Annotated in this window: 20 protein-coding genes and 2 tRNA genes; 18 read left to right on the plus strand and 4 right to left on the minus strand. The window is 50.1% G+C overall.

All coding sequences use genetic code 11. The features are described 5' to 3' along the window. Positions 1-44 precede the first annotated feature (44 nt). Positions 45-251 carry a DUF2788 domain-containing protein gene (locus tag O3681_RS00395; protein ID WP_003747401.1) on the plus strand — a complete coding sequence of 69 codons (207 nt, stop codon included), beginning with the start codon at positions 45-47 and terminating at the stop codon, positions 249-251. A gap of 67 nt (positions 252-318) precedes the next feature. On the opposite strand, the gene O3681_RS00400 is transcribed toward O3681_RS00395, so the two are convergent. Together O3681_RS00400 and O3681_RS00405 are read right to left on the minus strand one after the other, a co-directional pair. Continuing rightward, entirely contained in the window at positions 319-1,110 is a 792-nt protein-coding gene (locus tag O3681_RS00400) for a Cof-type HAD-IIB family hydrolase (protein WP_371459023.1), read from the minus strand. Positions 1,111-1,307: 197 nt separating this feature from the next. Beyond that, positions 1,308-2,699: an exonuclease domain-containing protein gene (locus O3681_RS00405; RefSeq protein ID WP_371459024.1), complete on the minus strand. Its 1,392-nt coding sequence runs from the start codon at positions 2,697-2,699 to the stop codon at positions 1,308-1,310. Between the two features lie 115 nt (positions 2,700-2,814). Between O3681_RS00405 and O3681_RS00410 the strand changes: the two genes are divergently transcribed. From O3681_RS00410 to ylqF, 17 genes are all read left to right on the plus strand, one after another. Beyond that, positions 2,815-2,891, plus strand: a tRNA-Arg gene (locus O3681_RS00410). Positions 2,892-2,903: 12 nt separating this feature from the next. Continuing rightward, a tRNA-Glu gene (locus tag O3681_RS00415) sits at positions 2,904-2,978 on the plus strand. Between the two features lie 169 nt (positions 2,979-3,147). Then, on the plus strand, positions 3,148-5,373 hold the full coding sequence (locus O3681_RS00420) for a DNA internalization-related competence protein ComEC/Rec2 (RefSeq protein WP_371459025.1): 2,226 nt from the start codon (positions 3,148-3,150) through the stop codon (positions 5,371-5,373). Between the two features lie 316 nt (positions 5,374-5,689). After that, complete coding sequence (locus O3681_RS00425) at positions 5,690-6,310, plus strand: phosphoribosylanthranilate isomerase (RefSeq protein ID WP_107723008.1); 621 nt, start codon at positions 5,690-5,692, stop codon at positions 6,308-6,310. A gap of 36 nt (positions 6,311-6,346) precedes the next feature. Continuing rightward, the gene (locus tag O3681_RS00430; protein ID WP_371459026.1) at positions 6,347-6,949 is read left to right on the plus strand and encodes a DNA glycosylase; all 603 of its coding nucleotides are present in this window, start codon (positions 6,347-6,349) and stop codon (positions 6,947-6,949) included. A gap of 4 nt (positions 6,950-6,953) precedes the next feature. Next, complete coding sequence (locus tag O3681_RS00435; protein WP_371459027.1) at positions 6,954-7,364, plus strand: hypothetical protein; 411 nt, start codon at positions 6,954-6,956, stop codon at positions 7,362-7,364. A gap of 111 nt (positions 7,365-7,475) precedes the next feature. Then, complete coding sequence (gene trpB, locus O3681_RS00440) at positions 7,476-8,678, plus strand: tryptophan synthase subunit beta (RefSeq protein WP_308186805.1); 1,203 nt, start codon at positions 7,476-7,478, stop codon at positions 8,676-8,678. A 193-nt stretch (positions 8,679-8,871) separates the two neighbouring features. Then, complete coding sequence (locus O3681_RS00445; RefSeq protein WP_107723010.1) at positions 8,872-9,777, plus strand: DMT family transporter; 906 nt, start codon at positions 8,872-8,874, stop codon at positions 9,775-9,777. 52 nt (positions 9,778-9,829) lie between these two features. After that, positions 9,830-11,119, plus strand: a complete 1,290-nt coding sequence (bioA, locus tag O3681_RS00450) for an adenosylmethionine--8-amino-7-oxononanoate transaminase (protein WP_107723653.1) — start codon at positions 9,830-9,832, stop codon at positions 11,117-11,119. After that, the gene (gene bioD / locus O3681_RS00455) at positions 11,116-11,772 is read left to right on the plus strand and encodes a dethiobiotin synthase (RefSeq protein ID WP_107723011.1); all 657 of its coding nucleotides are present in this window, start codon (positions 11,116-11,118) and stop codon (positions 11,770-11,772) included. Before bioA ends, bioD begins: the two co-directional genes overlap by 4 nt. After that, positions 11,762-12,256 carry a chorismate lyase gene (locus tag O3681_RS00460; RefSeq protein ID WP_107723012.1) on the plus strand — a complete coding sequence of 165 codons (495 nt, stop codon included), beginning with the start codon at positions 11,762-11,764 and terminating at the stop codon, positions 12,254-12,256. The genes bioD and O3681_RS00460 overlap by 11 nt, the downstream gene beginning before the upstream one ends. Before the next feature lie 173 nt (positions 12,257-12,429). Further along, on the plus strand, positions 12,430-13,350 hold the full coding sequence (gene ubiA / locus O3681_RS00465) for a 4-hydroxybenzoate octaprenyltransferase (protein ID WP_107723013.1): 921 nt from the start codon (positions 12,430-12,432) through the stop codon (positions 13,348-13,350). Positions 13,351-13,619: 269 nt separating this feature from the next. Next, positions 13,620-14,069 carry a PTS IIA-like nitrogen regulatory protein PtsN gene (gene ptsN, locus O3681_RS00470; protein ID WP_039862228.1) on the plus strand — a complete coding sequence of 150 codons (450 nt, stop codon included), beginning with the start codon at positions 13,620-13,622 and terminating at the stop codon, positions 14,067-14,069. Between the two features lie 3 nt (positions 14,070-14,072). Further along, complete coding sequence (hprK, locus tag O3681_RS00475; RefSeq protein ID WP_371459028.1) at positions 14,073-15,035, plus strand: HPr(Ser) kinase/phosphatase; 963 nt, start codon at positions 14,073-14,075, stop codon at positions 15,033-15,035. Continuing rightward, complete coding sequence (gene rapZ / locus O3681_RS00480) at positions 15,016-15,870, plus strand: RNase adapter RapZ (protein WP_314597451.1); 855 nt, start codon at positions 15,016-15,018, stop codon at positions 15,868-15,870. Before hprK ends, rapZ begins: the two co-directional genes overlap by 20 nt. A gap of 34 nt (positions 15,871-15,904) precedes the next feature. Beyond that, the gene (locus tag O3681_RS00485; protein WP_003684875.1) at positions 15,905-16,141 is read left to right on the plus strand and encodes a lipoprotein; all 237 of its coding nucleotides are present in this window, start codon (positions 15,905-15,907) and stop codon (positions 16,139-16,141) included. A gap of 93 nt (positions 16,142-16,234) precedes the next feature. Continuing rightward, complete coding sequence (gene ylqF / locus O3681_RS00490; RefSeq protein ID WP_371459029.1) at positions 16,235-17,176, plus strand: ribosome biogenesis GTPase YlqF; 942 nt, start codon at positions 16,235-16,237, stop codon at positions 17,174-17,176. Between the two features lie 55 nt (positions 17,177-17,231). On the opposite strand, the gene O3681_RS00495 is transcribed toward ylqF, so the two are convergent. Together O3681_RS00495 and O3681_RS00500 are read right to left on the minus strand one after the other, a co-directional pair. Next, entirely contained in the window at positions 17,232-17,825 is a 594-nt protein-coding gene (locus O3681_RS00495; RefSeq protein ID WP_371459030.1) for an outer membrane lipoprotein carrier protein LolA, read from the minus strand. Positions 17,826-17,883: 58 nt separating this feature from the next. Further along, positions 17,884-20,106 carry an NADP-dependent isocitrate dehydrogenase gene (locus tag O3681_RS00500; RefSeq protein WP_371459031.1) on the minus strand — a complete coding sequence of 741 codons (2,223 nt, stop codon included), beginning with the start codon at positions 20,104-20,106 and terminating at the stop codon, positions 17,884-17,886. Positions 20,107-20,139: the final 33 nt, after the last annotated feature.

The raw sequence follows: 20,139 nt of genomic DNA on the forward strand, positions 1-20,139 counted from the left end.
AAAGCAATTAAACACACATCTTAAGAATAAAAGGAAAAAAAATAATGTCTGAAGCAGAATTCGCCTCATGGGCAATGAAAATCCTCCTCACCGGCCTGATTATCTTTTTGGGCTTTATCGTTTGGAACTTGGGTAAAGAATCCAAAGCCGGCAAATTCGGCATTGCCATGCTCTTCTTGGTTTTGGGCTTGGGTGTGTTTGGATTCGTATTTAAAGAATTGCTGATTAGCTTTTTGGTATTGCCGAAGTAAGCATTACCTTGCTGGAAAACGTACAAGGCCGTCTGAAAATGTTCAGACGGCCTTTTGATTTGATGGTTTAAATGACGCCCAATTCTTGCAAGCCGCGCAGTACGCCGTCTTCATCGACACTTGGGCAGACGAATTGTGCGGCAGCTTTGGCAGCTTCTTCGCCATTGCCCATGGCAACGCCAAAGCCGACGGTTGACAGCATTTCCAAGTCGTTGAAGCTGTCGCCGAATGCCATTACTTTGCTCATATCAATGCCCAGTTTTTCCACTGCATGGGCGATGCCGCGTGCTTTTGAACCTTCTTTGCACAGCAGGTCCACAGCATATTCATGCCAGCGGACGGTTTTGAAGCCGTGTTGCTGGATCAGCGGTTGCAGGATTTTTTCTTCTTCCTTATCCACAAAGACCAACATTTGATAAACAGGTTGTTTGCGGAAATATTCTTTGTCCGTCAGGAAGTTGGGCAGGATATGCGATAAGCCTTCGGCAACGCGCGGCGAATGGGAGGAAACGGCAATTTCTTGGTTGTTGACAAAGGCGTAGTCTATTTTGTGTTGTTCAAGCAGGTTGATGGCGGTTTCGATGTCGGCAATATCCAAAGGGTAGCTTTGCAGGGGTTCGCCGCGAAAGGAAATATATTGGCCGTTGATGGTAACGAGCATATCGATACCGCATTCTTGAATCAAGGTTTTGACTTTGGCGGGAATGGCGGCTTCCGGACGGCCGGTGGCAATCGCTGTCAGAATACCTTTGGCTTTCAATTCGCGCATGGCTTGGGCAACCGAAGGACGTAAGGTATCCGTGTATTTGCGGTAGAGGGTGTCGTCGATGTCAAAGAAGATGATTTCAGGGTTGTTCATGGTTTACTCGTTGGGCTGGGTATACACAGCTTTCATTGAAAATTGTGTGAACAGCTTGTGTATAAATGGGTTTAGTATTTGATTGCTATTATAAAAATAAGTTCTGATTAAAATTTAGGCAGTTTTTGTTTTGAGAATAAAGCGGAAAGTTATTCACAATAGGCCGTCTGAAAATTTGGTTTTCAGACGGCCTTGTTTTAAGCAATCAAACGGATATTTTCTTTGTCTTGCCTGAATTTGTTTTTAATCACGATAGGCAGGCTGCTGTCGAAATACCAGCTTCCATCAGGCAATGCCAACGCGCCGCCGGCGCAGAGCAGGGTAATGCTGTTTCCGGTCAGGGGATCGGTTTCGGTAATTTCAATTTCGTGCGCTTTACCCCAATCGGTTACGGGGAGTAGGGCGGCAAGCTCGGTAATGCGTTGGTTTTGATGTTTGATGCCGTTTGGCTGGCGGCAGTCGCTGTTGCATTTTCCGACGGCCTCGACAGGGCAGGGTTCGCCTTTTGCGTAGCTGGTCGGCAAAATATTGAGCGAATCCGGGCAGAGCCTGTGTTCTTGCGACCATTGCGTCAAGGCGCGTTTGGCTGCTTTTTTGTGGGCAAACAAACCGTAAGGACGCCAGTTTCTGGTACCGCTATTTAACAAGACAATGCGTGCTTGAAGGCTGCCGTGTTCGTCCGCGATAAAGCGGACGGTAGAAAACGATGTGGACTTTTCAGACGGCATCAGTTGGTATTCCTGCATGGTCTGGGCTTTGAGCCATAATGTATGGAGCTGTCCAACTGCCGGAATAAAACGGATGGAGGCTGCGGCTTTGATGTGCGGCGGCAGTTTTTTGCTGTGCAGCAGGGTAGCGGTTTCACTGTATGCGCGTTCGTGTGCTTCAATGGCTTGGGCTTTGCCGAAATGGTCAAACCAAACCAATACGCCGTAACTGTCAGGCAGGGCATAGAGCTGTTGGGCGAGCGAATCAGGCAGCCAAGTGGGCAACATTTTCGGATTCATCAATACACGGACGTATTCGTCCCATTGTTGATGATTTTTTTCTGCCAGACTTAATTCGAGATAATCACACAATGCGGCAACATCAGTCATGGCGCGGTGGCGGTTGGCCGTCTGAATGCCGGTGCGTTCGATAATGCTGTCGAGGCTGTGTTTGTAAAACTCAGGATAGAGGCGGCGCGACAGTTGAACCGTACAGAGCGAGGGTGCGGCAAAGTCAGTATGGATACGGGCAAACTCGTGGCGCAGGAAGGTGTAGTCAAAGCGGCTGTTGTGGGCAACAGCCACTGCACCTTGCAGCAGCGGCAACAAATCGCCTGCAATATCGGCAAAGACAGGCGCGTTTTTTACCGTTTCATCATGAATTCCGGTCAGCCTGGCAACAAATTCGGGAATGCTGCGGCAAGGATTGACCAATTGCTCGTAATGTGAGGCGCGTCCTTGCTCAAAGCGAACAAGGGCGACTTCCGTTATCCTGTCTTGATAGAAATTTCCACCGGTCGTCTCCAAATCCACCACGACCACAGGCCGTCCCAAACGGGAAAATGCTTCGGATAAGAGCGGCCAGCGTGCGAAATCTGACATTTTATTCTCTGTAAATTCAATAGCAAATGCGCATTTTACACGCTGTCTGCAAGTTTTCCAAATAAAACGCTTGACAGGAAACAGCCCACTCTCTATAATTCAAATCTTTCTTGATGCACCCGTAGCTCAGTTGGATAGAGTATCTGGCTACGAACCAGAGGGTCGGGCGTTCGAATCGCTCCGGGTGCGCCACAGAAAATCTCCGCGCCCATCGTCTAGCGGTTAGGACATCGCCCTTTCACGGCGGTAACCGGGGTTCGATTCCCCGTGGGCGTGCCAGTTTATAAAAAAGCGCAATCTGTTTCGGATTGCGCTTTTTTGCGTCTATCAGTTTTGAAATGATTTGAACCTCTCTTTTTATCAGTTAACGCTGGTTGGTATTTGTCATAATATACTAAAAGCATTTATTATTACATATCTAATAATCATAATTTAAGGGAAAACGTTCATGGCGTGGTGGTTTGTGTTGCCTGCTTGGGTGGTTGGGGTAGTGCTTTCGTTTGCGTTGCCGTTTGTGCCGCCATGGTGGGTTTGGTTGGCTGTAATTATTGGCGCGCTTGCGTTGTGTCGAAGATTTGCTGTGGCTTGGTTGGTGCTGGCTGTTTGCGTGGGCATGGCGTTTGGTGTGTGGCGGACTGGGCTGGTTTTGGCTGGTCAATGGCCTGTGGGGGAGGCTGCGGCTAAAGTTTTGATGGTTGAAGTGGCGGATATGCCGCGTGATGATGGTCGGCGCGTGCAGTTTGCGGCAAGGGCTTGGGATGAGCGTGGGCAGGTTTTTGATTTGATGTTGTCGGATTATCAGCGGCGCGATTGGGTGGTGGGCAGCAGGTGGTCTGTATCGGCTCGGGTAAGGCCGGTAATCGGTGAAGTGAATGTGCGCGGTTTGAACCGTGAAACATGGGCTTTGGCCAATGGTATCGATGGCATGGGTACTTTGGGGCGCGACAGGAAACTCGTGCGGCAAGGTGGTGGTTTTGGTTTGGCTGATATGCGTGATGCGGTAAGCCGGAGTTGGCAGAGAACGGCGGACAAATATCCTGAGTTTTCAGACGGCATAGGGCTGATGCGTGCTTTGAGTATTGGCGAGCAATCGGCGTTGCGGCCGCCTTTGTGGCAGGCATTCCGTCCTTTGGGGTTGACGCACTTGGTCAGCATTTCGGGCTTGCATGTGACGATGGTGGCGGTATTGTTTGCCTGGCTGATTAAGCGAATTTTCCGTTATTTGCCGTGGATTCCGGCAAAACCGCGTGTGTGGATATTGGCTGGCGGTTTTGCTGGTGCTTTGTTTTATGCGCTTTTGGCCGGTTTTTCTGTACCGACGCAACGCAGTGTGTTGATGTTGGCTGCGTTTGCGTGGGCATGGTGGCGCGGCAGTGGCGGCTCGGGCTGGACGGCGTGGTGGCAGGCCTTGGCCGTTGTTTTGCTGTTGGACCCGTTGGCAGTATTGGGCGTGGGAACTTGGTTGTCTTTCGGCTTGGTTGCTGCTTTGATTTGGGCTTCATCAGGTCGTCTGAAAGAGTCGGGCTGGCGTTTGGCTGTACGGGGGCAATGGGCGGCAACGGTGTTGTCGGTGGTATTGCTGGGCTATTTGTTTGCTTCGTTACCTTTGCTCAGTCCGTTGGTTAATGCGCTGGCTATTCCTTGGTTTTCTTGGGTGTTGACGCCGTTGGCTTTGCTGGGTTCGGTTTTTCCGTTTGAACTTGTTCAGTTGGTAGCGGCATTTTTGGCGGAATATACTTTACGCGGTTTGGTATGGCTGGCTACGGTATCGCCTGAATTTGCCGTCGCAGCGGCGCCTGTGCCTTCGCTGGTGTTGGCGATGATGGCGGCTTTGCTGTTATTGCTGCCCAAAGGAATGGGCTTGAAACCTTGGGCATGTCTGGTTTTATTGGGTTTTGTGTTTTACCGTCCTGCCAAGCTGGAGGAAGGGATGGCAAGAGTTACGGTGATGGATGCAGGACAAGGTTTGTCGGTGTTGGTGCAAACGCGCAACCGCAATCTTTTGTTTGATACAGGAACGGAGCAAGTGGCGCAAACAGGTATTGTGCCGAGTTTGAATGCTATGGGTGTGCGCCGTTTGGACAGCCTGATTTTGTCGCACCATGATATTGATCATGACGGTGGTTTTCAAAGTGTAGCGGCTGTCGGTACCGATAAATTGCTTGCCGGACAACCTGAGTTTTATCCGAATGCAGAGTTTTGCCAAGAAGACAAATGGCAATGGGACGGCGTAGATTTTGAGTTGCTCAGGCCGTCTGAAAATACGGGCAAGGAAGATAACGACCAAAGCTGCGTATTGCGTGTCGTGGCAAACGGCAAAGCCTTGTTGATAACCGGCGATTTAGGCGTGAAGGGCGAGGCCGGTTTGATTGAGAAATACGGCAATGCGCTGTATAGCCAAGTGTTGGTATTGGGCCATCACGGCAGCAGCACGGCTTCGTCGGGCAGCTTTCTGCATACGGTTTCGCCGCAATATGCCGTGGCATCCAGCGGCTATGCCAATGCCTACAAACATCCGACCGTTGCCGTACAAAATCGTGTCCGCGCGCACGGCATTACTTTGTTGAGAACGGATTTGTCAGGCGCGTTGGTGTTTGCTTTGGGACAGGGCGATATATTTCAAGGCCGTTTGAAAAAGGATAAGTTTTATTGGCAGAAGAAACCGTTTGAGTAAAAAGGATAAAAGGCCGTCTGAAAGACTTTTCAGACGGCCTTAATATTTTTTATTGACGGGCGTTATCCAAATTTTGTGTGAATCCAATTGTGGATAGGTTGGTTTGATATTTGATAATAAAGAATAAATTAATCGTGATGAAAAAATAGGCAGTTTAGAAATAGGGGAATAATCACAAAGTTATTAGTAATATCGGCTGATGGTTGTTTTAAAGTTTAAGGCCGTCTGAACCTGATATTTCATGTTCAGACGGCCTTAAACTTTGTGTTTGTTAACTATATAATATCCGACCCATCTGTTTAAAAAGGCAATCCCCATGAACACCATACGCACCAAAATTTGCGGTATTACCCGACCTGAAGACGCGCTGGCCGCGGCCGAATTGGGCGCGGATGCCATCGGGCTGGTGTTTTACGCCAAGAGCAAACGGGCAGTGAATATTGAGCAGGCGCAGGCGGTTGTGAAAAACCTGCCGCCGTTTGTATCGGTGGTGGCCTTGTTTGTGAATGAAAACGAGCAAACCATCCGTAAGATTTTGTGTCAGGTGCCGATAGATGTGATTCAGTTTCACGGCGATGAAGACGATGATTTTTGCCGTCGGTTTGACCGCCCGTATTTGAAGGCCGTGCGTGTACAGTCAGCTGCCGATATTCAGACGGCCTGTGCCAAATTTCCGAATGCCCGCGCCTTGCTGTTTGATGCTTATCATCCGACCGAATACGGCGGTACGGGACAAAGTTTCGATTGGACCATGTTGCACGGCAATATCGGCAAACCGTGGATACTTGCCGGAGGATTGACTGCGGAAAACGTTGCCGAAGCGGTAAAAATCAGTGGCGCTGCGGCGGTAGATGTGTCCGGCGGCGTAGAAATCTCCGGTGGGGTTAAGAGCAGGGATAAAATGGCGGCGTTTATTCAGGCAGTAAAGGCCGTCTGAAATTTTGTTTGAATGAAAAACAACCGGAATACAGATATGCAAGAGCCAATCGTCGAGTCCCACCCCTTTGCAGCCTTGTTGCCACCGCAGGCAACAGTCATGATGATGGGGACGTTTCCGCCTAAAGAAGAAAAACACGCGATGCAGTTTCATTATCCGAATTTTCAAAACGATATGTGGCGTGTGTATGGGTTGGTGTTTTTTGGTGATGCGACGCATTTTCAAAAGCAGGGCGAAAAGGCGTTTGATGCCGATAAAATCAAAGCGTTTTTGAGTGAGAAGGGGATTGCATCCTGTCCGACCGTGTTGAAGGCAATACGCGAACATGGTAATGCTTCGGATAAGTTTTTAAAAGTGATAGAAACCGTCGATTTAGCGGCAGTATTGGCACAAATGCCCGAGTGCCGCCATCTTTGCACCACTGGCTGCAAGGCAACCGAAGTTTTGTTGGAGATTCAAGGCAGCGGCATGAAAATGCCGAAGACCGGTGAAACAGTACTGTTCCCCTATGCTGGACGTGAGTTGACCCTGACGCGCCTACCTTCGACTTCGCGTGCCTATCCGTTGAGTTTGGCGAAAAAAGCGGCGGCATATCGGGCTTTTTTTGAAACGGCTGGATTGACTGTTTTTCAGGAGTAGGGTGATGGACCGTTATGAAATTTCTTTAATGACGTTTATGGCTTTGTGGTGGCTTTTTAATGTCGTCTCAGTGTGGCTGAAGGCCAAACAATGGCATATAAAGGTATTGCTGGGCGGAACGCTTTTGTATGTGATACAAATATCTGCAGTCATTATGTCTGTTAACGGCCTTAATTGGATATTTTTGAACATAAGCACTATAAATACCAATGAGTTGATTATTGCTTTGCTTGTGCTTAACTTTCTAGGTTGGTGGTTGCTGGCACTGTGGCTGGGGATGTTGGCATTAAAACTATGCCTGAGAAGCAAAAACGAAGAAAAACATATCGCGCCGCCGTTAGGTACGGCATTGATTGCAACATCGAGCTGTACGCTGTTATTCCTATTTTGTCTGCTGATATTATTATTCAATTAGTTGCCGACAAGATGAATGGAAAACGGCTATAATTGCTGACAATTTTACTTTCAGACGGCCTTGTACTGAATCAGGCCGTCTGAAACCATAAAACGAACAAGGAAAAATCCCATGAAAAATTATTACGCTCCCGACGAGAACGGCTTTTTCGGCGAACACGGCGGCCTGTACGTTTCCGAAACCCTGATTCCTGCTTTGCAAGAATTGGCAGAAGCCTATAAAGCAGCGAAAGAAGATCCTTCATTTTGGGAAGAGTTCCGCCATGATTTGAAACACTATGTCGGCCGTCCCAGCCCTGTTTACCATGCCGCGCGATTGTCTGAGCATTTGGGTGGCGCACAAATCTGGCTGAAGCGTGAAGATTTGAACCACACCGGCGCGCACAAAGTCAACAACACCATCGGTCAGGCTCTGCTCGCCCGCCGCATGGGCAAAAAACGCGTGATTGCCGAAACCGGTGCGGGTCAGCACGGCGTGGCTTCGGCAACTGTTGCCGCACGCTTCGGCATGACTTGCGACGTGTACATGGGTGCAGACGACATCCAACGTCAAATGCCGAATGTGTTCCGTATGAAGCTGCTTGGTGCGAACGTGGTCAGTGTTGACAGCGGCAGCCGTACATTGAAAGACGCGATGAACGAAGCCATGCGCGAATGGGTGGCGCGTGTGGATGATACGTTCTACATCATCGGCACTGCCGCAGGCCCTGCGCCGTATCCTGAAATGGTACGCGATTTCCAATGCGTGATCGGCAATGAAGCCAAAGAGCAAATGTTGGAAGCCATCGGCCGCCAACCTGATGTTGCCGTTGCCTGCGTAGGCGGCGGCTCGAACGCCATCGGTTTGTTCCATCCCTATATCGAAGAAGAAAACGTACGTTTGGTCGGCGTAGAAGCAGGCGGTTTGGGTGTGGATACGCCCGATCACGCCGCACCGATTACCAGCAAAGCCCCTATCGGCGTATTGCACGGTTTCCGCAGCTATTTGATGCAGGACGAAAACGGCCAAGTTTTGGGTACGCACTCTGTTTCCGCAGGATTGGACTACCCAGGCATCGGCCCGGAACACAGCCATTTGAACGACATCAACCGTGTGGAATACACCGTTGCCAAAGACGACGAAGCACTTGAAGCCTTTGATTTGCTCTGCCGTTTTGAGGGCATTATTCCTGCGCTGGAGTCCAGCCATGCCGTTGCTTGGGCGGTGAAAAACGCGCCTAAAATGAGCAAAGACCAAGTGATTTTGGTCAACCTCTCTGGTCGTGGCGATAAAGACATTAATACCGTGGCGAAACTCAAAGGCATTGAGTTGTAAGCCTTATTGATTGAGCAGCAAAGGCCGTCTGAAAAAGCTGGATTTCAGTCTTTCAGACGGCCTTTGTTTCCGTAATGATTAGCGTAGTATTTTATCCGCGCAAACTCTATTAAGTATCGGCGGCTAAGGAAATTTATCCTTCCAAACCGAGCTTGTACGCTTTCTAAACCGATTATTCAAGTTATCCATCACCATGAAACATTTAGCAATCCATCTAAAACTATTGGGCATGGCGGCGTTTTGGGGCGCATCTTGGCCGATGGGGCGGATGCTGGGACAGGCGTTGCCGCCTTTAACGGGCGGTATGCTGCGCTTTTTGACGGCGGCAATCTTGCTTTTGGGCTGGCTGTTTGCACGGTATCGATTGCGTACTTTGGCAGTTTTGTCGCGCAAACAATGGCTTGGATTGGCACTGGCGGCGGCATTCGGCGTATTTGGTTTTACTGTGTTGTCTATGCTGGGTTTGCAGCGGATTCCTGCTTCAAGGGCGACGGTGTTGGTCACGTTCAATCCTGTGTTGACGATGTTTTTTGCGGCTTTGCTGTTTGGCGAGAAGCTCAACGGCAAGATTGTGTCGGGCATGTTGTTGGCAGTGGCAGGCTCGATATGGGCGGTCACGCATGGCGAGATTGCGGCATTTTTGTCGGGCGGCGGCATAGGGTGGGGCGAAGTGCTGGTGTTTTTCAGCCTTTGCTGCTTGGTTACTTATACGATGATAGGTAGGGCGGTGTTGCAGGGGATTGATGCGCTGACGGTCACCGTGGCTACCGCTTGGCTGGGTGCAATGATGTTGCTGCCGCCTGCGCTGATTTCAGACGGCCTGCCGTTTGGTATGCTTGCCGAAATGGACGGCAGGGGCTGGTTTGCTTTGATTGGGTTGTCTGTCGGGGCAACGGTCTTGAGCTATGCGTGGTATTTTGAAGGCGTAAAGACTTTGGGTGCCGGCAGCGCGGCGGCGTACATCACTTTGGTGCCGGTATTCGGCATTTTGTGTTCCGCTTGGTTTTTGGGCGAGGCATTGCATGTTTCCTTGGTTGTCGGCTGTTTGGCGGCGGTGAGCGGATTGGCGTTGATGCAGTACGGAAGACGTGCCGTCTGAAAAGGTAAATATGTTATATAATAATGAAACTGATCAAACCATTGTTTTCAACATGTCTGAACATTCCTCCCTGCTCGATTTCGACCGTACCCATCTGCTCCATCCCTATACTTCCATGACCGACCCATTGCCTGTTTATCCGGTGCGCCGAGCGGAAGGTGTACACATCGAATTGGCGGACGGCACGCGGCTGATTGACGGGATGTCGTCTTGGTGGTGTGCGATACACGGCTACAATCATCCCGTTTTGAATCAGGCAGTTGAGGCACAGATTAAGCAGATGTCGCATGTGATGTTCGGCGGTTTGACGCATGAGCCTGCGGTGGAGCTAGGCAAATTGTTGGTCGGGATTTTGCCGCAGGGGCTGGACCGTATTTTTTATGCGGATTCGGGTTCGGTTTCGGTAGAAGTCGCGTTGAAGATGGCAGTGCAATACCAGCAGGCGCGGGGTTTGACCGCGAAGCAGAATATTACGACGGTACGGCGCGGGTATCACGGCGATACTTGGAACGCGATGTCGGTCTGCGATCCGGAAACGGGGATGCACCATATTTTCGGCAGCGCTCTGCCGCAGCGTTATTTTGTCGATAATCCGAAAAGCCGTTTCGACGATGAATGGGACGGGGCGGATTTGCAGCCTGTCCGCGCCTTGTTTGAAGCACATCATGCGGATATTGCCGCCTTTATTTTGGAACCGGTCGTGCAGGGCGCGGGCGGCATGTATTTTTATCATCCGCAATATCTTCGCGGATTGCGCGATTTATGCGACGAATTTGATATCGTGTTGATTTTTGACGAAATTGCCACCGGATTCGGGCGCACGGGCAAGATGTTTGCCTGCGAACACGCGGAGGTCGTGCCGGATATTATGTGTATCGGCAAGGGCTTGAGCGGCGGCTATATGACGCTGGCGGCGGCAATCACTTCGCAAAAAGTTACCGAAACAATTTCGCGCGGCGAAGCGGGTGTGTTCATGCACGGCCCGACATTTATGGCAAACCCGCTGGCGTGTGCCGTTGCCTGCGCTTCGGTCAAACTGCTTTTGTCCCAAGATTGGCAGGCAAATATCCGCCGCATCGAAAGCATCTTAAAAGGCCGTTTGAAAGCTGCATGGGACATTCGCGGCGTGAAAGACGTGCGCGTTTTGGGTGCTATCGGGGTGATCGAGCTGGAAAAAGGTGTGGATATGGCGCGTTTTCAAGCGGATTGCGTGATGCAGGGCATTTGGGTGCGTCCATTCGGCAGGCTGGTGTACCTCATGCCGCCTTACATTATTTCAGACGGCCTCTTAACCGAACTTGCCGACAAAACCGTGCACATTTTGAAGGAACACAACAAATGAAAGGCGTTTACTTCGTCAGCGGCATTGATACGGACATTGGCAAAACCGTCGCCACCGGCATGTTGGCAAAACAATTATTGCAGCAAGGCAAAAGCGTAATCACGCAAAAGCCTGTGCAAACTGGTTGCCAAGACATCGCTGAAGATATCGCCGTCCACCGTAAAATCATGGGCATACCCATGCAGGAAGCCGACAAGCAAGGGCTGACCATGCCCGAAATCTTCAGCTATCCCGCCTCGCCCCATCTCGCCGCCCGTCTTGGCGGCAGGGCTTTGGATTTGGACAAAATCCGTACCACCACTCAAGAGTTGGCGACGCAATACGAAATCGTCTTGGTCGAAGGCGCGGGTGGATTGATGGTTCCGCTGACGGAAAATCTATTAACCATTGATTATATTCAGCAACAAGATTATCCCGTCATCCTCGTTACCAGCGGACGGCTCGGCAGTATCAACCACACCCTGCTCAGCTTCACCGCGCTCAAACAATACGGCATCAGCCTGTACAGCTTGATTTTCAACCATATTCACGACAGCAAAGATGAAACCGTTGCCGGCGATACTTTGGAATATCTTAAAGGCCGTCTGAAAGATGAGTTTCCCGAAGCCAAATGGCAGGAGTTGGCCAAGACAGGGGTGTCAGATGGAGCTTGATATACCGCGTGGCACGCTTTGTTCACATGCCGAAGCTTCAAGTCTTTTGCCGTCTAAGGCCGAACATCTACTGACTGTTTCTTCGCTAACCGCCGCTCTGCGCGCATCCGGCAAGGATTTTTCAGTCGAGCCCGTGTATTTGGGTTTGACGAAGGGAGCAGAAAACGGAGACGAAATCTTTGTGCGCGATGTTTTGCTGAAACTGGACGGCGAAACAGTGATACAAGCTAGAAGCGCGTGCAGACCGGATAGTCGTCTATGGACAGAATTATTGGATTGCGGAACGCAGCCTTTGGGCGAGCGCCTGTTTGACGGTACATTGCCGTTGAAACGTTCGGATTTTGAGTTTCTTCGTTTTGAAGATTCCGACCATCCATCTTTCAGACGGCCTGTTACCGCGCGCCGCTCGTATTTCGATTGGAACGGCGAAACATTGGAATTAACAGAATATTTCTTATTGAAATTAATGGATTTATACCGATAAGGCTGTCTGAAAATAAAACCGATTACCGATGTTTGTCATAATTCTGTTATAATACAATAAATTAAATTGTTAAGATTTGTTTGATTTTAGACGGCAATAAATTATAATAAGAGCTAAGGCTCTAAAATGCCTTTCATTCAGCATCAATACATATACAACGACACATTACACCAATGAACATACGGCGCTTTTTCCTACAATTTTTACCGCGTTACGCTGTCGGACGGATGGTGATATACGCCAAACTGATGCGCATCGACAAACCCATCGGCACCCTGCTTTTGCTGTGGCCGACTTATTGGGCATTGTGGATTGCGTCTAAAGGTGTTCCCGACGCGGATATTTTTATTGCCTTTACCGCAGGTACATTTCTGATGCGCAGCGCAGGTTGCGTCGTGAATGACTTTGCCGACCGCAATTTTGACGGTGCAGTAGAGCGCACCAAAAACCGCCCGTTTGCCAAAGGCTTGGTTTCCAAAACTGAAGCGCTGCTTTTGACTGTCATGCTGTGTCTGATGGCCGCTTTATGCTTGGTACCGCTCAACCGTTTTACTTGGCTGATGAGCCTTCCGGCCTTGTTCCTGGCCGTTACATATCCTTTTACCAAACGCTTTTTCCCATTGCCGCAGTTTTATTTGGGGCTGGCATTTTCGTTCGGCATTCCCATGGCCTTTGCCGCCGTGCAAGGCCGAGTGCCTCCCGAAGCATGGCTGATGTTTACCGCCAATGCCTTATGGACGCTGGCTTACGACACGATTTATGCCATGGCGGACAAAGAAGATGATTTGAAAATCGGCATTAAAACTTCGGCAATCACATTTGGCGAACACGACATTAGCGCAACCATGCTTTGCCATTTTTGGTTTACGGTATTGATGGTAGTGTTGGGTATCAAAATCGGCGCAACTTGGCCGTATTGGCTGGTATTGCCGATAACCGCGTATTGGCAGTGCCAACAATATGCGGCCATCCGTACTCGCGACCGTCAGTTGTGCTTCCAAACGTTTTTGGCCAACAACCGCATCGGCTTGGCGTGGTTTTGCGGATTGGTCTGCCATTATTTCTGGTTGTTTTTGGTTTCCAAATTGTTTTAAAAAACTAGGTTGAGGCCGTCTGAAAAGGAAGGGAAAAGGGGTATGCCGGACATACCCCTTTTTATTTGAATCATAGTTTGTCTAATGATAGAATTTTTACTTTAAATTCAATATAAGCAAACAGTTGGATTATTTTTAGCTCGTTAAAAAATATCAAAAACAACATGGAAAATGTTAGCAGGGCGAGTGTAAATTACGCCTTCAGGATTGAGATTTGCACCGACAATCGGTACAATCCCATTGTTTTGCGACATTTAAAAGAGATACACATGAGCCTGATCGGCGAAATTTTACCTTTGTCCCATATCGTTTTGGATTTGGAAGTCAGCAGCAAAAAGCGTCTGTTTGAAGAGGCTGCACAGCTGCTGGAGAATGAAGCAGAATTACCGAATACCAATGTGTTCGACTGCCTGTTTGCCCGTGAAAAACTTGGTTCGACCGGTTTGGGGCAGGGGGTGGCGATTCCTCACGGTCGTCACGCATGCGTGAAAAAAGCCACCGGTGCGTTTATCCGCACCAAAGAGCCGGTTGCCTTTGATGCGCCTGACGGTAAACCCGTCTCCCTGATTTTCATCCTGCTTGTGCCTGAAAACGCTACCGGCGAACATTTGGAAGTCTTGTCCAAACTGGCCGGCAGATTCTCTCAAAAAGCCATCCGTGAAGCATTGATGGCCGCGACTTCTGCCGAAGAAGTACGCACACTCCTGACCGAAGAGTAATTCATGCCCAGCATATCCGTCCGCCGCCTGTTTTCCGACAATCAGCACAAACTCGAACTTGCTTGGGCTGCCGGCAATTCCGGCGCGGACAACCGTATCGGTGTCGAAGCCGATAAACCCGTCTTGGCCTTGGTCGGCCACTTAAACTTTATCCATCCCAACCAAATTCAAGTTGTCGGCGTAGCCGAAGCCGAATATTTACGCCGTCTGGAATCGGGCGAACTCAACTATGATTTCGGCGAGCTTTTCGACATCCCCATGTCTTTGGTTATCGTCGCCAACGGCTTGCCGGTTTCGCCCAAATTGCGCGATTATTGCCATACCAACAGTATCCCCTTGCTGACTTCTAAACAGGAAAGTCCGCACCTGATGGACGTTTTGCGGATTTATCTGCAACGTACATTGGCGACTTCCACCATCAAGCACGGCGTATTTTTGGATGTATTTGAAGTGGGCGTACTCATTACCGGGCAATCCGGCTTGGGTAAGAGTGAATTGGCATTGGAGCTGATTTCGCGCGGCCACAGCCTGATTGCCGATGATGCAGTCGAACTTTTCCGTACCGGTCCGGAAATGCTGGAAGGTCGTTGCCCGCCGATGCTGCGTGATTTCCTCGAAGTACGCGGCTTGGGCATACTCAATATCCGCCATATTTTTGGCGAAACCTCCATCCGTCCGAAAAAAACCCTCCAGCTGATTATCAATTTGGTTCCGGCCGACGACGGATACATGAAACAACTCGATCGATTGAGCATCCGTACCGAAACTGAATCTATCCTCAACGTCAGCATCCGTTCCGTTACCCTGCCTGTTGCAATCGGTCGAAACTTAGCAGTATTGGTTGAAGCTGCAGTGCGCAATTACATCCTTCAATTGCGCGGTAAGGACAGCACCAAAGAATTCCTCGAACGCCATCAAACACAACTCAAAGAAAACGAACAAAACCATGAAAATCGTCCTGATTAGCGGCTTATCCGGCTCAGGAAAATCCGTAGCCCTCAAGCAGCTTGAAGATTTGGGCTATTACTGTGTCGATAACCTTCCTTTGGAAATGCTTCCGTCGTTGGTCTCGCTCCATATCGAACGTGCCGATGAAACCAAACTCGGTGTCAGCGTTGATATCCGTTCCGGTATCAATATTCAGGAAGCGCAAGAGCAAATCCAATATTTGCGTAATGAAGGGCATCAAGTTGAAGTCCTCTTTATTGAAGCAGAAGAGGGCGTTTTGGTTCGTCGCTTCTCAGAAACCCGTCGCGGACACCCTTTGTCCGGTCAAAACCTGACTTTGTTGGAAAGCCTGCAAAAAGAACGCGAGTGGCTCTTCCCACTTAGAGACATCGCATATTGCATCGATACGTCCAAAATGAATGCGCAGCAGCTGCGTTATGCCGTACAACAATGGCTCAATATTGAACGTGTCGGTTTGCTGGTCATTCTTGAATCCTTTGGTTTCAAATACGGCGTCCCCAACAATGCCGACTTTATGTTTGATATGCGCAGCCTGCCCAATCCGTATTACGATCCGGAATTACGCCCCTTTACCGGCATGGATAAGCCTATTCAAGATTATTTGGGCCAGCAGCCGTTGGCTCAAGAAATGGTTGATGACATCGACCATTTTATTAGCCGCTGGTTGCCGCGCTTGCAACAAGAGAGCCGCAGTTATGTAACGATTGCCATCGGTTGTACCGGCGGTCAGCACCGCTCCGTTTATGTTGTGGAAAAATTGGCCGAACGCCTCAAGGGCCGTTACGAACTCCTTGTCCGCCATCGTCAGGCTCAAAGCTTGGCAGGACGCTAACTTGCCGTTTCAGACGGCCTCAAAGGAAGAAACCATGAAAAAAATCAGTCTGACTGCATTATCCCTGCTTATCTTGACCGCCTGCGCGACAGAGCCTGTCACTGCTTACCGTTGGCACCGTACCGGAGCGAGCGAAGCTGAAGTTTCTCGCCAAATCAATACCTGCAAATCACAAGTTCAAAATGGAACCAAACGTGGCAATACATCCAAAACTTTTGAGCAGTGTATGGATGAGGCAGGTTATTACAGCTACGAGCATGGCAACCTCTAAATCCTGATTGACCGATTATCCCAATACCGAGGCCGTCTGAAAAACAATGATTTTTCAGACGGCCTCAGATACGAATAGAAAGAATAAAAAGACATGGCTATCCAATGGTTTCCCGGCCACATGAACAAGGCAAAAAAAGCCATTGCCGAACGCATTAAAAGCGTTGATATGGTGATTGAGATGTTGGACGCGCGTATGCCTGCTTCCAGCGAAAACCCCTTGCTTGCCCAGTTGTCCAAAGGCAAGCCAAAACTCAAAATCTTAAACAAGCAAGATCTTGCTGATCCCGAGCGTACCAAAGTTTGGCTTGAACACTACAACAGCCGCCAAGATACCCGCGCCATTGCGCTTGATTCTTCCGAAACCGGCGCTCATGGCAAAATTACCCAAGCCTGCCGCGCCATGATTCCGCATCGTCAAGGTATTGAGAAGCCGCTGCGTGTCCTGATTTGCGGTATCCCAAACGTTGGCAAATCCACCTTGATTAACGGCATGATCGGCAAAAAATCTGCCAAAACCGGTAACGAACCCGGTATTACCAAAGCCGAACAGCGCCTTTTCCTTGCCGACGATTTCTGGCTTTACGATACCCCCGGTATGTTGTGGCCAAGAATTATCGTCGAAGAAGGCGGATACAACCTTGCGGCCGGCGGTGCAGTCGGACGCAACGCGCTGGACGAAGAAGAGGTGGCGCTTGAGCTTTTGGATTACCTCCGCCGCCATTATCTGGCCCTGTTGCAAGAGCGCTATCAAGCCGACAAAGATCCAAGCAGCCATTGGGACGATACTTCTTGGCTGGAGTGGATTGCCAAGAAGCGCGGAGCGGTTTTGAGCGGCGGACGGGTCAACTATCAAAAGGCCGCTGAAAATATCCTGACCGATTTCCGAGAAGGCAAAATCGGCAGAATCACGCTGGAAACGCCAAACCAATGGGAGGCTTGGCTGAAAAAAGCCAGACAGAAAGAGGCCGAACTCAAAGCCATTCGCGAAGCCAGAAAGGCGGAACGAAAAGGGCAGCAGCCTTCAGCCGATTAATACAAAAGGCCGTCTGAAATCTATTTTCAGACGGCCTTTTGTTGGGATAGACAATTTAGAGGGCAGTACGGCTGAAGCTGTCCAGAGCTTTATCGGTTTGGATTTGGTTGAACTGCATGGTGGTTTTGTCGCCCTGCTTTTCGTCCAATTCGATTTTACGCACCAGCGTATCGCCGTTGATTTCGATACGGTTGAAGATTTGACGGGTAATGGTGGTTTTCGGAGTCAGGGTCAACGTCCATTTTTTCTCGTTGCCGTTTAATTTCAAATCAAATTGTTTTTCCAAACCTTGGGTATTGCCGCCCAAAAGGTCGAGGAAGAGTTTGATTTGGCGGCTTTGGCCGTTGAGCTTGCTGGCATTTGGGTTGACCCATTGGCTGCCGTTCCATTGCATGATGCCGTCTGAACGCACGCGTAGGGTGGTTTCAAATGGTTTTTGCATTTTCCAGAGCAGGCCTTTTTGTGGGACAAGGGTAAAGCTGCCGCTGGTGGTCATGGGTTTGCTGAGGGATTTGAGTTGGCGTTGTTGGACAAAATTGCCTTGCACGTTTTGCGGTTTTTGCAGGGTTTGTGCCAATTCGGCAGGGGAAAATGCCCACAAAGCCGGAGCGCTGATGAGGAGAGTAAGAGAAAGAATGGTTTTTTTCATTGTGCTTCCATAAGATTTGAGGCCGTCTGAAAGTTCAGACGGCCTTTTGTTACTTTAATTATAAGGCTGACAAGGCCTGATTAAAGGTTGCGCTTGGACGCATCGCTTGTGCGGCTTTTTCAGGATTGGCTGCGTAGTAGCCGCCGATGTCGACCGCTTTGCCTTGTACGGCAGAGAGTTCTTCAACGATTTTGGCTTCGTCGGCAGTCAAAGCGGCTGCCAATGGAGCAAATGCGGCTTTCAGTTCGGCATCTTTGTCTTGCGCTGCCAATTCTTGTGCCCAGTAGAGGGTGAGGTAGAAATGGCTGCCGCGGTTGTCGAGTTCGCCAGCTTTGCGTTTAGGCGATTTGTCGTTCAACAGCAGTTTTTCGGTGGCTGCATCCAAAGTGTCGGCGAGGACTTGGGCTTTGGCGTTGCCGGTTTTTTGTGCCAGATGTTCAAACGATACGGCGAGTGCGAGGAATTCGCCCAAAGAGTCCCAACGCAAGTGGTTTTCTTCGAGGAATTGTTGAACATGTTTCGGTGCAGAACCGCCCGCGCCGGTTTCAAACATACCGCCGCCATTCATCAATGGAACGATAGACAGCATTTTCGCGCTGGTACCCAGTTCCAAAATTGGGAACAAGTCGGTCAGGTAGTCGCGCAGGACGTTACCGGTTACAGAGATGGTGTCTTCGCCGTTTTTCAGACGGCCTAAGCTGAATTTAGCGGCTTCTTCAGGAGCGAGGACGCGGATGTCGAGGCCGTCGGTATCCAGTTCGGCAAGGTAGGCTTTAACCTTGGCGAGCAGGCTCTTATCGTGCGGACGGTTTTCGTCGAGCCAGAACACGGCTGGCGTGTTGCTCAGACGGGCGCGGTTGACGGCGAGTTGTACCCAGTCTTTGACGGGCGCGTCTTTGGTTTGGCACATACGCCAGATGTCACCGGCTTCAACGTCGTGTTGCATCAGGACATTACCTGCTGCATCAATGACTTGAACTTGGCCGTCGGCTTCGATTTCGAAAGTTTTGTTGTGTGAACCGTATTCTTCGGCTGCTTGCGCCATCAGGCCGACGTTAGGAACGGTACCCATGGTTGTCGGGTCAAACGCGCCGTGTTCGCGGCAGAAGTCGATGGTTGCTTGGTAAACGCCGGCATAGCTGCTGTCCGGAATGACGGCTTTGGTGTCTTGCGCTTTGCCGTCTTTATCCCACATACGGCCGGAATTACGAATCATCGCAGGCATAGAAGCATCGACGATGACATCGCTAGGAACGTGCAGGTTGGTGATGCCTTTGTCGGAATCAACCATAGCCAAATCAGGGTTGGCGGCGTAAACGGCGGCGATTTCAGCTTCAACGGCTGCGCGGGTGTCCGCATCCAGTTTGTCCAGATTGGCAAGCAGGTTGCCGAAGCCGTTGTTGACATTGACGCCTGCGGCAGCCAGTTTGTCGCCGAATTTTTCAAATACAGGCGCGAAGAATACTTTGACGGCGTGTCCGAAGATAATCGGGTCGGACACTTTCATCATGGTGGCTTTCATGTGCAGCGAGAACAATACGCCTTTAGCTTTTGCGTCTTTCACTTGTTCGGCAAGGAAGGCGAGCAGGGCTTTTTTGCTCATCACGGTCGCGTCGATGATTTCGCCGGCTTTCAGGGCAACAGGCTCGCGCAGCTCTTTTTTGTTGCCTTGTTTGTCGGTGAACACGATGGATACGGAAGTCGCATCGGGTACGGTAACGGATTGTTCGTTATGGAAAAAGTCGCCGCTTTGCATGGTGGCAACATGGGTTTTGGAATCTTTGGTCCATGCGCCCATGCTGTGCGGATGTTTTTTCGCAAAGTTTTTCACTGCTTTAGGCGCGCGGCGGTCGGAGTTGCCTTCACGCAGGACAGGGTTTACCGCGCTGCCTTTGATGCGGTCGTAGCGTTCGCGTACGGCTTTTTCTTCATCGGTTTGAGGGTCGGCAGGATAGTCGGGAACGGCAAAGCCTTTAGACTGCAATTCTTTAATCGCGGCCGTCAGTTGAGGTACGGACGCGCTGATGTTCGGCAGTTTGATCACGTTTGCATCGGGTTGTTTCACCAGTTCGCCCAATTCGGCAAGCGCATCAGGTACGCGTTGCGCTTCGGTCAGGTATTCGGGAAACGCCGCTAAAATACGGCCGGAGAGAGAGATGTCGCTGGTTTTGACATCAATATCGGCATAGCGGGTAAACGCCTGCACGATTGGCAACAGGGATTGAGTGGCCAATGCAGGAGCTTCGTCGGTGTAGGTATAGATAATGGTGGATTTAGTCATGGGATTATTCTCTATGTAGGTTAAGTTTTTCTT

Source organism: Neisseria sp. 27098_8_158 (genome assembly GCF_041433145.1).
Classification (GTDB): Bacteria; Pseudomonadota; Gammaproteobacteria; order Burkholderiales; family Neisseriaceae; genus Neisseria; species Neisseria subflava_E.

Excerpts from the sequence above, each read along its gene's own strand:
- O3681_RS00395 (WP_003747401.1), top strand. The coding sequence starts at position 45 with ATGTCTGAAGCAGAATTCGCCTCATGGGCAATGAAAATCCTCCTCACC.
- O3681_RS00400 (WP_371459023.1), bottom strand. The coding sequence starts at position 1,110 with ATGAACAACCCTGAAATCATCTTCTTTGACATCGACGACACCCTCTAC.
- O3681_RS00405 (WP_371459024.1), bottom strand. The coding sequence starts at position 2,699 with ATGTCAGATTTCGCACGCTGGCCGCTCTTATCCGAAGCATTTTCCCGT.
- O3681_RS00420 (WP_371459025.1), top strand. The coding sequence starts at position 3,148 with ATGGCGTGGTGGTTTGTGTTGCCTGCTTGGGTGGTTGGGGTAGTGCTT.
- O3681_RS00425 (WP_107723008.1), top strand. The coding sequence starts at position 5,690 with ATGAACACCATACGCACCAAAATTTGCGGTATTACCCGACCTGAAGAC.
- O3681_RS00430 (WP_371459026.1), top strand. The coding sequence starts at position 6,347 with ATGCAAGAGCCAATCGTCGAGTCCCACCCCTTTGCAGCCTTGTTGCCA.
- O3681_RS00435 (WP_371459027.1), top strand. The coding sequence starts at position 6,954 with ATGGACCGTTATGAAATTTCTTTAATGACGTTTATGGCTTTGTGGTGG.
- trpB (WP_308186805.1), top strand. The coding sequence starts at position 7,476 with ATGAAAAATTATTACGCTCCCGACGAGAACGGCTTTTTCGGCGAACAC.
- O3681_RS00445 (WP_107723010.1), top strand. The coding sequence starts at position 8,872 with ATGAAACATTTAGCAATCCATCTAAAACTATTGGGCATGGCGGCGTTT.
- bioA (WP_107723653.1), top strand. The coding sequence starts at position 9,830 with ATGTCTGAACATTCCTCCCTGCTCGATTTCGACCGTACCCATCTGCTC.
- bioD (WP_107723011.1), top strand. The coding sequence starts at position 11,116 with ATGAAAGGCGTTTACTTCGTCAGCGGCATTGATACGGACATTGGCAAA.
- O3681_RS00460 (WP_107723012.1), top strand. The coding sequence starts at position 11,762 with ATGGAGCTTGATATACCGCGTGGCACGCTTTGTTCACATGCCGAAGCT.
- ubiA (WP_107723013.1), top strand. The coding sequence starts at position 12,430 with ATGAACATACGGCGCTTTTTCCTACAATTTTTACCGCGTTACGCTGTC.
- ptsN (WP_039862228.1), top strand. The coding sequence starts at position 13,620 with ATGAGCCTGATCGGCGAAATTTTACCTTTGTCCCATATCGTTTTGGAT.
- hprK (WP_371459028.1), top strand. The coding sequence starts at position 14,073 with ATGCCCAGCATATCCGTCCGCCGCCTGTTTTCCGACAATCAGCACAAA.
- rapZ (WP_314597451.1), top strand. The coding sequence starts at position 15,016 with ATGAAAATCGTCCTGATTAGCGGCTTATCCGGCTCAGGAAAATCCGTA.
- O3681_RS00485 (WP_003684875.1), top strand. The coding sequence starts at position 15,905 with ATGAAAAAAATCAGTCTGACTGCATTATCCCTGCTTATCTTGACCGCC.
- ylqF (WP_371459029.1), top strand. The coding sequence starts at position 16,235 with ATGGCTATCCAATGGTTTCCCGGCCACATGAACAAGGCAAAAAAAGCC.
- O3681_RS00495 (WP_371459030.1), bottom strand. The coding sequence starts at position 17,825 with ATGAAAAAAACCATTCTTTCTCTTACTCTCCTCATCAGCGCTCCGGCT.
- O3681_RS00500 (WP_371459031.1), bottom strand. The coding sequence starts at position 20,106 with ATGACTAAATCCACCATTATCTATACCTACACCGACGAAGCTCCTGCA.